This window comes from Duganella rhizosphaerae, assembly GCF_040364205.1.
In the GTDB taxonomy this organism is placed as follows: domain Bacteria; phylum Pseudomonadota; class Gammaproteobacteria; order Burkholderiales; family Burkholderiaceae_D; genus Rugamonas; species Rugamonas rhizosphaerae.
On the sequence record NZ_BPWK01000007.1, the window covers coordinates 18,579 to 31,038 of the forward strand.

Genomic DNA, 12,460 nt, shown 5'->3' on the forward strand with positions numbered 1-12,460 from the left:
AGGAAGCGACTATGAAGTCTCGTTTTGCGCTGGGTGCGGTAACTGTCTTGATGGCTTGTGTTCAGAATGCGTATGCCGACCCTACGGAACCGCAGTTCCGCGCCCTGTACAAGGAGCTGGTCGAAACCAATACCACGCTGTCCGCGGGCAGCTGCACGCTGGCCGCCGAGCGCATCGCCGCGCGATTGAAGACGGCGGGTTTCGCCGACTCCCAGCTGCACCTGTTCGCCGATCCTGCGCATCCGAAGGAGGGCGGCCTGGTGGCGGTCCTGCCGGGCAGCGATCCGAAGGCGAAAGCCATCCTGCTGCTGGCGCACATTGACGTGGTCGAGGCCAAGCGTGAGGACTGGGTGCGCGATCCGTTCACGCTGATCGAGGAAGACGGCAAGTTCTACGCGCGCGGCGCGCTGGACGACAAGGCGCAGGCGGCCATCTGGGCCGACACGCTGGTACGCTTCAAGACCGAAGGCTATGTGCCGCGCCACACGCTGAAGATGGCGCTGACCTGCGGCGAGGAGACCGGCGGCGCCTTCAACGGCGCCGAGTGGCTGACCAAGAACCGCCGCGAACTGATCGACGCCGGTTTCGCCATCAACGAAGGCGCGGGCGGCGAGCTCGATGCTGCCGGCAAGCGCGTATCGATGACGGTGCAGGCGGGCGAGAAGGTGTCGCAGAACTACCGGCTGGAAGTGACCAATCGCGGCGGCCACAGCTCGCGTCCGCAAAAGGACAATGCGATCTACCACCTGGCCGGCGCGCTGAAGAAGATCGAAGGCTACACCTTCCCGATCCAGCTGGCCGACGGCAGCCGTGGCTACCTGACCGGCATGTCGAAGATCCAGGCGGCCGAAGGCCATAAGGACGTGGCGGCGGCGATGCTGGCTGTGGTGAAGAATCCGAAGGACGCCAAGGCGGTGGCGCTGGTCTCGGGCCGCGACACCAGCTGGGGCGCGATGCTGCACACGACCTGCGTGGCGACCATGCTGGACGCCGGCCACGCCACCAACGCTTTGCCGCAGCGCGCACGCGCCAACATCAACTGCCGCATCTTCCCCGGCGTGACGCAGGAGACGGTGCGCGAGGCGCTGGTCAAGGCGATCAACGATCCGGCGGTGAAGGTGGAGACGCTGGAGATCCGTGGCGAGAATTCAGCGCCGCCGGAGCTGACGCGCGCCATCATGGAGCCGGTTGAAAAGCTGACCGCGAAGATGTGGCCCGGCGTGCCGGTGCTGCCGATCCTGCAATCGGGCGCCACCGACGGCCAGTTCCTGAACGCGGCCGGCATTCCAACCTACGGCATCAGCGGCATCTTCCTGACGCCGGACCTGGGCAATATCCACGGCCTGAACGAATACATCGGCGTGCAGTCGCTGATGGAAGGTCGCACCTTCCTGTACGACCTGGTGAAGGTCTACGCCGGCCAGAACTAGGCCAGCGCGCGGTACTGGAAGTCCCGCATGTGTACAGCGCCTTCGCCGGCGCTGTACACCGCCGGCTGCAAACTAAGGAAGCCGCCGAAGACGTTGTGGTGCATGCCGGAGGTCTCCATCTGCCACGGGTGCTGTATCCATTTGCCGTCGTCCAGCGCGTAGAAGAAGGTCACGATGTGGCGGTCGTTCCTGACGCGGATGCGCACCGTGGAGGCCCTCACGGCTTCGCGCATCCAACTTTGTTCGCTGGCGTACTGGTAGGTCAGCATGTGCGTGGCGCTGAAGCCGATGCCGACAAACATGCGCTCGTTGTAGTGCAGTAGCAGGCCGCCATGGCCTGCGCCGCTGATCTCCAGCGTGACGCTGGCTTCGTAGGCGTGGTCGCCGACGATGCAGGATAGTGGCGAGCAGTCGGCCGGCGATGTGCCTTTGCCCGCGATGTTGATCGAGCCCTGTTCAAAGCGCACACGCTTCATCTCGTCCGGTCCCGGATTGAAGAAGCACCACTGCACGCCGAATTTGTTTTTCGTGAAGTCGTCCGATTTGGCGAAGCCTGCTTGAACGGCTGTGCCTTTCTTCGGCATCGGCAGCGGCGACGACAGGTCGCCACCCTTGGGCTTGAACCAGCCGTCCGCCGTCCATTCGATCGGTTCGAGCAGCGCCTGGCGGCCGAGGGTGCGGTAGCCGTTCTCGTAGCCGTGGTAGACCATCCACCAGTCGCCGGCCGGACCTTCGACCAGCGTGGCGTGGCCGCGCGACCACCATCGTTCCTCGGCGCTCCTGGTGCGCACCAGCGGATTCTGAGGGCAGTTCTCCCACGGCCCATGGATGGACCGTGAGCGTGCGGCGATCACCATGTGGCTGGTCGGCGGGCCGGAGGTGCCGCCGACCGCCAGCACCAGGTAAAACCAGCCGTTGCGGCGCAACAGCTTCGGTCCTTCGGGGGCGAACATCTCCACCACCCAGTCGGAAGGATAGCGCCATGGTTCATAGACTTTTTCGAGCGCGCCGACGGTCGCCAGGCCATCGTCGGTCAGGCCGATGCGGCGCACGCCGTTGACGAACAGGTAGCGCTTGCCGTCCTCGCCGACCGCGTGGCCGGGATCGATGGCGTCGATGTGCAGGTCGATCGGATCGCTCCACGGGCCCCTGATGTTGTCGGCCCAGATGACAAAGATGGTGCCTTTGCTGTTCGGGGTGGCGGGGATGTAGATGAAGTAGCGGCCGTGGTACTTGACGAGGTCCATGGCCCAGACGCTGCCAATCGGCTGGGTCAGCGCCGGGCCGATCGGCTCCCAGTTCACCAGGTCGCGCGAGTGCCAGAGGATGATGCCGGGGTAGGACAGGAAGGACGAAAACGTCATGTAGTAATCGTCGCCGTCCTTGAGGATGGTGGGATCGGGATGGTCGCCGGACAGGATGGGATTGAGGTAGGTGCCATTGCCCAGGTCCGCCTTGCGCTGGCCTTCGATGCCGCGCCCCCATTTCGGTTCCATCGCGCGTGCCAGTTGCGGCGCGGCTGCGGCGCCAGCCAATATCGTTTTCAGCGCCGCGCGCCGGGATGATGTCATGCTGTCTCCATCTATGCAAAATGTGCGTAGATGGTGCATCAGCGCCCCGGCCGGCGCAATTGCAAATCTCACCAAGTCGAATAATGATTCCGCGCAAGTGGGACTGCGGTTGCTTGCGGTGAGGTCGCGCAGGACGCATTATGATGTGTCATCGGGAGATTGCGAGGAGAGGCCCATGAAAGATGGTTTGATGCTATTGATTGCCGGTTTGCTTTGCGCAGGCGGCGCGGCGCTGTTCTTCAGGTTTTTCGGCAGCGAGGCTTTCAACGTCATCATATTGGTGACGCTGGTTTCTGCCCTGGTGGACAATGCGCGTTTGCGGCGCAGATTGCGCGAGATGGGTGCCAAGCCTGAGGGCAAGCGCACTTGGCTGTGACGAAAAAAAAGGCCACCGCGAGGTGGCCTTTTGCTTGGTCGCGCCGCTTATTGCAGCGGTGCGTCCGCTACTTCTAAGTTCTTGAGCGGGTCGACCAGCTCGCCCTCCCACTTGGCGACCACCGCCGTGGCGACACCGTTGCCGATGACGTTGGTGGCGGAGCGCGCCATGTCCAGGAAGTGGTCGATACCCAGCAACAGCAGCATGCCCGCTTCCGGAATGTTGAACTGGCCCAGCGTCGCGGCGATCACCACCAGCGAGGCGCGCGGTACGCCGGCCATGCCCTTGGAAGTCAGCATCAGCACCATCATCATGGTCATCTGCTGGCCCAGCGACATCTCGATGCCGTAAGCCTGGGCGATGAACACGGTGGCGAAGGTGCAGTACATCATCGAGCCGTCCAGGTTGAACGAATAGCCGATCGGCAGCACGAAGGCGGCGATGCGGTTGCGCACACCGAAGCGCTCCAGGCCTTCCAGCGTCTTCGGATAAGCCGCTTCGCTCGACGCGGTCGAGAAGGCCAGCAGCACGGGGCTGCGCAGCTCCTTCAGCAGCGAGAAGATGCGGCCCTTGAGGAACAGGAAGCCGATGACGATCAGCAGAATCCACAGCAGCGCGATGCCGAGGTAGAACTCGGCCATGAAGACGCCGTAGGTCTGCAGCACGCCCAGGCCGCTTTTGGCGATCACGCCGGACACCGCCGCAAACACGGCGATCGGCGCGAACTGCATCACGTAGCCGGTGACCTTCAGCATCACGTGCGCCACGCCGTCCAGCGCGTTGACCATGACGTTGGCCTTTTCGCCGACGGCCGCTGCGGCCGAACCGAAGAACAGCGAGAAGATCACGATCTGCAGGATCTCGTTCTTGCTCATGCCTTCAACGATGGAAGCCGGCACCAGGTGGGTGACGAATTCCTTCAGCGTCAGGCCCGAGGTGACGATGTCGACCTTGGCGGTGGTGGCGGCCATGTGGCCGAGCAGTGCGTCGCCCGGGCGGAACAGGTTCACCAGCACCAGGCCCAGGCTCAGCGACATCACCGAAGCGATGAAGAACCAGCCCAGCGTCTTGATGCCGATGCGGCCCACTTCCGAGGCATCGCCCATCTTGGCGATGCCGCACACCAGCGTCGAAAACACCAGCGGTGCGATGATCATCTTGATCAGTCGCAGGAACAGCGTGGTGATCAGCGACATATAGTCCGCATACTCGACCGGCTTGGCCAGGTTGAGGTTCGCCAGGTAGCCGGCAAAGATACCCAGCGCCAGTGCGACGAGTATGTAGGTGGTCAATCGGCTTTTTTTCTGCATGTTCTGAATTCCCGTGGTAGTGTCTCTTCGGACGCAGGCCGACGCAGGGTAGTCTGCGGTAGCACAATCTAATACAAAATAATGTCATTTCCCCTCTATGTGGGGGTATGATCCTGCCAATGTTAGCCTTGTAAGCTGATGAAACATTAAGCAAGTTCCGCAGTATATATGATCGCGATAAAAAATCTGAATAAATGGTACGGCCAGTTCCAGGTATTGGCCGATTGCAACACCAACGTTGCCAAAGGCGATGTGATGGTGATATGCGGGCCGTCCGGCTCGGGCAAGTCGACGCTGATCAAGACCGTCAACGGGCTGGAGCCGTTCCAGCAGGGCGAGATCCTGGTCGACGGCGTCTCGGTCGGCGCCAAAGGCACGGACTTGCCCAAGCTGCGGGCCCGCATCGGCATGGTGTTCCAGAATTTTGAATTGTTCCCGCATCTGTCGGTGCGCCAGAATCTGACCCTGGGACAGATCAAGGTGCTGGGCCGCAGCGAGGACGAGGCCAACGCGCGCGGCCTGCAATACCTGGACCGGGTCGGCCTGCTGGCGCAGCAGGACAAGTATCCGAACCAGCTGTCCGGCGGCCAGCAGCAGCGCGTGGCGATCGCCCGCGCGCTGGCGATGGACCCGATCGCGATGCTGTTCGACGAGCCGACTTCGGCGCTGGATCCGGAGATGATCAACGAAGTGCTCGATGTGATGGTCGGCCTGGCGCAAGAGGGCATGACCATGATGGTGGTGACGCATGAAATGGGCTTCGCCAAAAAGGTGGCGAACCGGGTGGTCTTCATGGACAAGGGCAGCATCCTGGAAGACTGCAGCAAGGATGAGTTCTTCGGTGCGCCGCGTTCCGAGCGCGCGCGCGATTTCCTCGCGAGGATCATCCACTAACTGGCAAGTTTGACGCTCGGTACATTTTTTCTGCTTAGGGAGGAATCATGTCATTACCGCGGGTACTCATACTTTTGACCCTGGCCTGTCTCGGTGGCCAGGCCACAGCGCAGGAAGCCGGCGGCACGCTGGCCAAGATCAAGCGCACCGGCGCCATCACGCTCGGCGTGCGCGACGGCTCGATTCCCTTCTCCTACCTCGACGACAAGCAGCAGTACCAGGGTTATTCGGTCGACCTGTGCATGAAGATCGTCGCGGCGGTGCAGAAGCATCTGGGCATGCCGGTCAAGGTGGCGATGAATCCGGTCACCTCCGCCAACCGCATCCCGCTGATGGCAAACGGCACCATCGACCTCGAATGCGGCTCTACCACCAACAACGCGGAGCGCCAGAAGCAAGTGGCGTTCGCGCCGACCATGTTCGTGATCGGCAGCCGGCTGCTGTCGAAGAAATCATCGAACATCAACAGCCTGGCCGACATGAAGGGCAAGACCCTGGTGGCCACCGCCGGCACCACCACCCTCAAGCAGATGACCATGCTGAACGCCGAGAAGCAACTGGGCATGAACATCGTGGTCGGCAAGGATCATCCGGAATCGTTCCTCATGATGGAGACCGGCCGCGCGGCCGCCGAGGCCAATGACGATATCCTGCTGGCCAGCCAGGTGGCCAGCGCGCGCAATCCCGGCGAGTACGTGATCGGCAAGGAGGCCTTGTCGGTCGAACCCTACGGGATCATGATGCGGCGCGATGATCCGGCCTTCAAAGCCGTGGTGGATGCGGCGCTGGTGCAGGTCTACCAGTCGGCGGAGTTCCCCAAGCTTTACCAGAAGTGGTTCCAGAGTCCGATCCCGCCCAAGGGCATCAATCTGAACTTCCCGATGCCGGAGCAGCTCAAGGCCGTCATCGCCAAGCCCACCGATTCGCCTGATCCCGCCGCCTACGGCGCGCGATGAACTACCACTGGAACTGGCGCATTTTCGGCGAACTGTCGCCGGACGGCGTCCATACCTATTGGGATACGCTGATGTCCGGCCTGGCCTGGACGCTGGCGACCTCGCTGGCCGGCTGGCTGATGGCGCTGTTGCTGGGTTTCGCGGTCGGCGCGCTGCGCACGCTGCCGGGACGCGTGCTGCCGCTGCTCGGCACTGGCTATGTTGAAGTGTTCCGCAACGTGCCGCTGCTGGTGCAGATGTTCCTGTGGTTCTTTGTCGCGCCCGAGCTGCTGCCGCCGACGGCCGGCGCCTGGCTGAAGACGCTGCCGAACGCGCCGTTCATCACAGCCGTGGCGTGCCTCGGCTTCTTCACTTCGGCGCGGGTGGCGGTGCAGGTCACGGCGGGCATCCAGGCGCTGGCCGGCGGGCAGCGTCTGGCGGCGTTGGCGCTGGGCCTGGAGCTGCCGCAGACTTATCGCTTCGTGCTGCTGCCGCTGGCGCTGCGCATCATCCTGCCGCCGCTGACCAGCGAATTCCTCAACATCATCAAGAACAGTTCCGTCGCGCTAACCATCGGCCTGATGGAGCTGACCGCCAGTGCCCGCGCGATCCAGGAGTTTTCGTTCCAGGTGTTCGAAGCGTTTTCCGCCGCTACGCTGATCTACGTTCTCGCCAACCTGGTGGTGATCGCCGCCATGCGGGTGCTGGAACGGCGGCTGGCGCTGCCCGGCACATTGGGAGCGCGCTGATGTTCGCGCAGTTCGACTTCGACGTCATCGGCCGCTCTTGGGTCTATCTGTTCCAGGTTGGCATGGCGTTCACGCTGGAGCTGACGGTGCTGTCGATGATGGGCGGCGTGGCGCTGGGCACTTTGCTGGCGCTGGGCCGCATGGCCAGCTTCAAGCCTTTGGCGCTGGTGGCCGCCGCCTACGTCAACCTGATCCGCGCGGTGCCGCTGATGCTGGTGATTTTCTGGTTTTATTTTTTGGTGCCCTACGTCGCCGCGTGGGTGATCGGCGCGGTGGAGCCGGTCAAGGTCGGCACGTTCTGGTCGGCGCTGATTACCTTCACCTTGTTCCAGGCCGCGTACTACTGCGAGATCATGCGCGGCGGCATACAGGCCATCCCGCGCGGGCAGGTGCTGGCGGCGCAGGCGCTGGGACTGAACTACTGGCAGGTGATGGGCCGCATCGTGCTGCCGCAGGCGTTCCGCAACATGCTGCCGGTGCTGCTGACGCAGACCATCGTGCTGTTCCAGGACGTGTCGCTGGTGTATGTGCTGTCGGTGCCGGATTTCGTTGGCGCGGCCAGCAAAGTGGCGCAGCGCGACGGCCGGCTTGTGGAAATGTACACCTTCGTGGCACTGGTTTACCTTGTGTTGTGCTGCCTGCTTTCATGGCTGGCAAGGCAGCTGCAAAAGCGTGTCGCCATCATGCGCTAGGCTCTGGTAGTATCCTCGCCACTGCATCGTATAAACGGGGACATCGCATGCCATCCATGAAGAAAATAGCAGGCGCCATGCTGGCGCTTGGCCTTCTCGCCAGCGCGCATGCCGCTGACAAAATCGCTGTCGACCTGGTGCTGACCAAGGCCACGCTGATCGATGTCGCGGGCGGCAAGGCCGTCAAGGGCAAGTCGGTGCTGCTGAAGGGCGACACCATCGTCGCCGTGGTCGACGACCGCCAGCTGTCCGGCTACGCCGCCAAGCGGACCATCCGCCTGCCGGGCAAATACCTGATGCCGGGCCTGTGGGACACGCACGTGCACTTCGGCGGCGGCCCGGCCCTGATCGAAGAGAACAAGCATCTGTTGGCGCTGTACCTCGCCAACGGTATCACCGCCGTGCGCGACTGCTCCGGCGACCTGCCGGATACCGTGCTGGCCTGGCGCGACCAGATCAAGGCCGGCCAACTGGAAGGGCCGACCATCTTCACCTCCGGCGCCAAGCTGGAAGGCTACAAGCCGCTGTGGAAGGGCACCATCGAAGTCGGTACGCCGGAAGAGGTGAGCAAGGCGCTGGACGGCTTGCAGGCGCAGAAGGTGGACTTCGTCAAAATCACCGAGAACACGCTGAAGCCGGAGATCTACCTGGAGGCGCTGCGCCAGGCCAGGGAGCGCGGCATGCGCACTTCCGGCCACGTTCCGGTGCAACTGACGCTGGCGCAGATGTTCGATGCGGGGCTGGGCACGGTGGAGCATCAATCCTACCTGCTGCGCTCTTCGACGCCGAAGGAGGCCGAGTTGACCGCACAAGTGGCGGCCGGCACACTGACCGGCAAGGAAGCCATGAAGCAGAGCCTGGCCACCTACGACGAGCCGACCGCGCGCGCCTCGTTCCGCTACATGGCCTCCAAGGGCACGGCGGTGGTGCCGACGCTGTCGGTATCGCGCGTGGTGGCCTACCTGGACCGCGACGATCACTCGCACGATTCGGCCTTGCAGTACATCGGCAAAGGCCTGCGCGCCACCTACGACTGGCGCGTGCAGCGAGCGGCGCAGGACAACGCCGAGGCGATCGCGCTGCGCAAGGCGACGTTCGAGAAGTCGGCCTCGCTGCTGCCGCTGTTGGCGCAGGAAGGCGTCAGCATCATCGCCGGCACCGATGCGGGCTTTTTGAATTCCTATGACTATCCGGGCCAGGCGCTGCATGACGAAATCGGCCTGTACGTGCAATACGGCCTGACGCCGGTGCAGGCCTTGCGGACGGCCGTGATCAACGGCCCGCGCTTCCTCGGCCACCTGGACCGCTACGGCAGCCTGGAAGCCGGCAAGACGGCCGACCTGCTGGTGCTGGATGCTAATCCGCTGCAAGACATCGCCGCCACCCGCAAGATCCGCACGGTGGTCAGCCGTGGCCAGGTCTACGACCGCGCGCGCCTCGACAAGATGCTGGCCGAAACCAAGGCCTGGGTCGCGGCCCAGTAAGGACGGGCTCCGCGTCTACAGGGGCGTGGAGTATCCCCTCAAGCTGGCCTGCACGAAATCGATGAACAACCTTACCCGCGACGGGATCAGGCGCGATTCGATGATCGCATACACGGGTATCGGCGCGAAGTCCCATTCCGGCAGCACGCGCTGCAACTGGCCGCGTTCCAGTTCCTCCAGCGCCTCGGGGCCGGCGGAAACCGCTATCCCCATACCCAGTGTCGCCATCTTCTTGCACATGCTGACGTTGTTGGCTGTGTAGCGGCCGCTGACGTCGACGGTCGCTGTCTTTTTGCGGGAGGACAGCGTCCACTGCGCCTTGCCTCCGCCGGGGAACTGGATCATGCACTGGTGGTTCGCCAGGTCGTCGGGATGTTTCAGCGGCGGCGCGCCACGTAGATATGCCGGTGACGCGTACAGATAGCGCGGCAGCAGGCCGACCTGCCTGGCGATCAGCGTCGACGGCGTCGGCGGCGGTGTGCCCATGCGGATCGCGCAATCGAAGCCGTCGGTCACCAGGTCGACGCGGCGCGGCGTGAGGTCCATTTCAAAATCGATCTGCGGATACTGTTCGCCGAATGCCTTGAGCGATGGCGCCAGATAGGAGATCGCCAGGTCCACCGGCATCGATACCCGCAGCGTGCCGCTGGGGCGCTCGGCCAGTTCCTGCAGCGCTTCGTGCGCGATACGCGCTTCGGCGACGATGCTTTCGCAGCGGCGGAAGTAAGCCTGGCCGGCCTCGGTCAGCTCGACCTTGCGGGTGGTGCGGTGGAACAAGCGCACACCGATTTCTTTTTCCAGTTCCGAGATGCGGCGCGACAGCGTGGAGTTGGGCATGTCCAGCGTCTCGGCTGCGCGCCGGAACCCTCTGGCGTTGGCGACCGCCACGAACAATTCCATGTTTGATAAGAGTGACATCTCGATTGCTCCATCAGTGGATCAGTGATTTCATTTTAAGCTATTTATCCCAAAGATGAATCAATGGATGATGGCTGCACATTCACTCACTTAGCGAGGCTTCCATGAACACCTTATCGACAGCAGTGCAAATCGGCCGTTACACCCTGCGCAACCGCGTGGTGATGGCGCCAATGACCCGTTCGCGCGCCGACGATGCGAACGGCGTGCAATCCGAACTGGCCGTCACCTACTACCGTCAGCGCGCCACGGCCGGCCTGATCGTCACCGAAGGCGTGTTCCCCAGCGCGATGGGCAAGGGCTATGTACGCACGCCGGGCATCTACAGCGACGAACAAGTGGCCGCATGGAAGAAGGTGACGGAGGCGGTGCATGCCGAAGGTGGCCGCATCTTCATGCAGCTGATGCATACCGGCCGCATCTCGCATCCGAGCATGCTGCCTGGCGGCGCGTTGCCGGTGGCGCCTTCCGCCATCAAGCCTGCGGGGCAGTCTTTCACCGCCAACGGCATGGCGGATTTCGTCACGCCACGTGCGCTGGAGACTTCGGAAGTGGCAGCCGTCGTGGAAGAATACCGCCTGGCGACGCGGCGCGCGTTGGAGGCGGGCTTCGATGGCGTTGAACTGCATGCGGCGTCGGGCTATCTGCCGGAACAGTTCCTGTCGTCGGGCAGCAACCAGCGCGGCGACCAGTATGGCGGCTCGCTTCCCAACCGCGCACGCTTCATCCTTGAGGTGCTCGATGCGATGATCTCAGAAGCTGGCAGCGACCGCGTCGGCATCAAGATCTCGCCGGAGATGGGCTTCAACGACATCAAGGACGAGACGCCGGTGGAGACCTTTACCTACCTGGTGCGCAAGCTCGCGCCGCTAAATCTGGCCTATCTGCATGTGGCCAAGTTCAAGGCGGAATATGACTACCATGGCGTGCTGCGTCCCCTGTTCAAAGGCGCCTACATCCTGGGCGGCGGCCAGACCCGCGAATCCGGCGAGCAGCGCATCGCGGACGGCGAGGCCGAAGCTGTCGCCTACGGCAGCGCCTTCCTCGCCAATCCCGATCTGCCGCGCCGCTTCGAGCTGAAGGCTCCGTTGAACGCGCCGAATCCGGCGCTGTTCTATGCGCCCGGTGCGCAGGGCTATATCGATTATCCGGCGCTGGCTGACGCCCCGTCCAACCGCGCGCTGCGCATTCACGGCTACGGCGGCGTAGAGGTAATGCAGTGGGATGAAGTGCCGATGCCGCAGCCAGGTTCCGGTGAGGTGGTGGTGCGGGTTGTCGCCGCCGGCGTCAACGGCCTTGATTGGAAAATCCGCGATGGCCTGGTCAAGGACGTTTTCCAGCTGCCGCTGCCCGCCACGCTGGGTCTTGAATTGGCCGGCGAGGTGGCTGCGGTTGGGAACGACGTGCAAAGTTACGCTGTCGGCGACCGTGTTTTCGGACCGTTGAGCGGCTTGGGGGCCTACGCCGCATACGTGACGGTGGCCGCATCGAAGTTGGCGCTGATTCCTGCGGCGATTGACGATGCCACCGCCGCGGCCATTCCTGTCGCCGCGATGACGGCATGGCAGTCGCTGTTTGAGGCCGGCCTGCTCAAGCGAGGCGAGACGGTGCTGATCCATGGCGCCGCCGGCGGTGTCGGCAGCTACGCCGTGCAGTTTGCCAAGCAGGCCGGCGCCCGTGTGCTGGTCACGGCACAAGGTCGCAATGCCGATCTGCTGCGCAGCCTTGGCGCCGATGAGGTGATCGACTACAAAACCACACGCTTCGAGGACGTGGCGAAGAACGTCGATCTGGTGTTCGATCTGGTGGGCGGCGAAACGCTGGACCGCTCGTGGCAAGTGCTGTCGCCGCAGGGCCGCATCGTCAGCATCGCCGCGCCGGACATCGCAGCGCGCGTGCCGGACGGTCGTCGCGGCAGCTGGAACACCATGCATCCCGACGGCGCACTGCTGGCGCGGATCGCGGCGCAGGTTGCGAGCGGCGAGTTGACCGTGGTGGTCTCGGAGGTCGTCACCGCTGAACAGGCGCCGGCCGCCATCGAGCGCAATAAAACCGGCCACGGCGCAGGAAAGACGGTGATTCGCTTCTAAGGATCCGGCTG

11 protein-coding genes are annotated in these 12,460 nt (G+C 63.6%); 8 read left to right on the forward strand and 3 right to left on the reverse strand.

Annotation, left to right across the window (positions count from 1 at the left end; genetic code table 11):
• Positions 1 to 11: 11 nt before the first annotated feature.
• Positions 12 to 1,430 (forward strand): M20/M25/M40 family metallo-hydrolase, encoded by a 1,419-nt coding sequence (locus tag RUGAMON1_RS16170; RefSeq protein ID WP_445231460.1) that lies wholly within the window; start codon positions 12 to 14, stop codon positions 1,428 to 1,430.
• On the opposite strand, the gene RUGAMON1_RS16175 is transcribed toward RUGAMON1_RS16170, so the two are convergent.
• Positions 1,427 to 3,001, reverse strand: coding sequence for a family 43 glycosylhydrolase (locus RUGAMON1_RS16175; RefSeq protein WP_445231461.1), 1,575 nt, complete (start codon positions 2,999 to 3,001; stop codon positions 1,427 to 1,429). The two genes, RUGAMON1_RS16170 and RUGAMON1_RS16175, sit on opposite strands and share 4 nt — an antisense overlap.
• Positions 3,002 to 3,176: 175 nt before the next feature.
• Between RUGAMON1_RS16175 and RUGAMON1_RS16180 the strand changes: the two genes are divergently transcribed.
• Positions 3,177 to 3,377, forward strand: coding sequence for a hypothetical protein (locus RUGAMON1_RS16180; RefSeq protein WP_445231462.1), 201 nt, complete (start codon positions 3,177 to 3,179; stop codon positions 3,375 to 3,377).
• Between the two features lie 47 nt (positions 3,378 to 3,424).
• Here RUGAMON1_RS16180 and RUGAMON1_RS16185 read toward each other — a convergent pair whose 3' ends face one another.
• On the reverse strand, positions 3,425 to 4,687 hold the full coding sequence (locus tag RUGAMON1_RS16185) for a dicarboxylate/amino acid:cation symporter (protein ID WP_445231463.1): 1,263 nt from the start codon (positions 4,685 to 4,687) through the stop codon (positions 3,425 to 3,427).
• Between the two features lie 168 nt (positions 4,688 to 4,855).
• Here RUGAMON1_RS16185 and RUGAMON1_RS16190 point away from each other — a divergent pair, with 168 nt between their 5' ends.
• From RUGAMON1_RS16190 to RUGAMON1_RS16210, 5 genes are read left to right on the forward strand one after another with little or no spacing between them, the layout of a single operon-like run.
• Positions 4,856 to 5,581: an amino acid ABC transporter ATP-binding protein gene (locus RUGAMON1_RS16190; protein ID WP_445231464.1), complete on the forward strand. Its 726-nt coding sequence runs from the start codon at positions 4,856 to 4,858 to the stop codon at positions 5,579 to 5,581.
• Positions 5,582 to 5,628: 47 nt separating this feature from the next.
• The gene (locus tag RUGAMON1_RS16195) at positions 5,629 to 6,537 is read left to right on the forward strand and encodes an amino acid ABC transporter substrate-binding protein (RefSeq protein ID WP_445231465.1); all 909 of its coding nucleotides are present in this window, start codon (positions 5,629 to 5,631) and stop codon (positions 6,535 to 6,537) included.
• Positions 6,534 to 7,265 carry an amino acid ABC transporter permease gene (locus RUGAMON1_RS16200; RefSeq protein ID WP_445231466.1) on the forward strand — a complete coding sequence of 244 codons (732 nt, stop codon included), beginning with the start codon at positions 6,534 to 6,536 and terminating at the stop codon, positions 7,263 to 7,265. The genes RUGAMON1_RS16195 and RUGAMON1_RS16200 overlap by 4 nt, the downstream gene beginning before the upstream one ends.
• The gene (locus RUGAMON1_RS16205; RefSeq protein WP_445231467.1) at positions 7,265 to 7,957 is read left to right on the forward strand and encodes an amino acid ABC transporter permease; all 693 of its coding nucleotides are present in this window, start codon (positions 7,265 to 7,267) and stop codon (positions 7,955 to 7,957) included. Before RUGAMON1_RS16200 ends, RUGAMON1_RS16205 begins: the two co-directional genes overlap by 1 nt.
• A gap of 56 nt (positions 7,958 to 8,013) precedes the next feature.
• Positions 8,014 to 9,441 (forward strand): amidohydrolase family protein, encoded by a 1,428-nt coding sequence (locus RUGAMON1_RS16210; protein WP_445231468.1) that lies wholly within the window; start codon positions 8,014 to 8,016, stop codon positions 9,439 to 9,441.
• Between the two features lie 15 nt (positions 9,442 to 9,456).
• Here the strand turns inward: RUGAMON1_RS16210 and RUGAMON1_RS16215 are convergent, their stop codons facing one another.
• Positions 9,457 to 10,359, reverse strand: a complete 903-nt coding sequence (locus RUGAMON1_RS16215; protein ID WP_445231469.1) for a LysR family transcriptional regulator — start codon at positions 10,357 to 10,359, stop codon at positions 9,457 to 9,459.
• Between the two features lie 104 nt (positions 10,360 to 10,463).
• Between RUGAMON1_RS16215 and RUGAMON1_RS16220 the strand changes: the two genes are divergently transcribed.
• Positions 10,464 to 12,449, forward strand: coding sequence for an oxidoreductase (locus tag RUGAMON1_RS16220; protein WP_445231470.1), 1,986 nt, complete (start codon positions 10,464 to 10,466; stop codon positions 12,447 to 12,449).
• Positions 12,450 to 12,460: the final 11 nt, after the last annotated feature.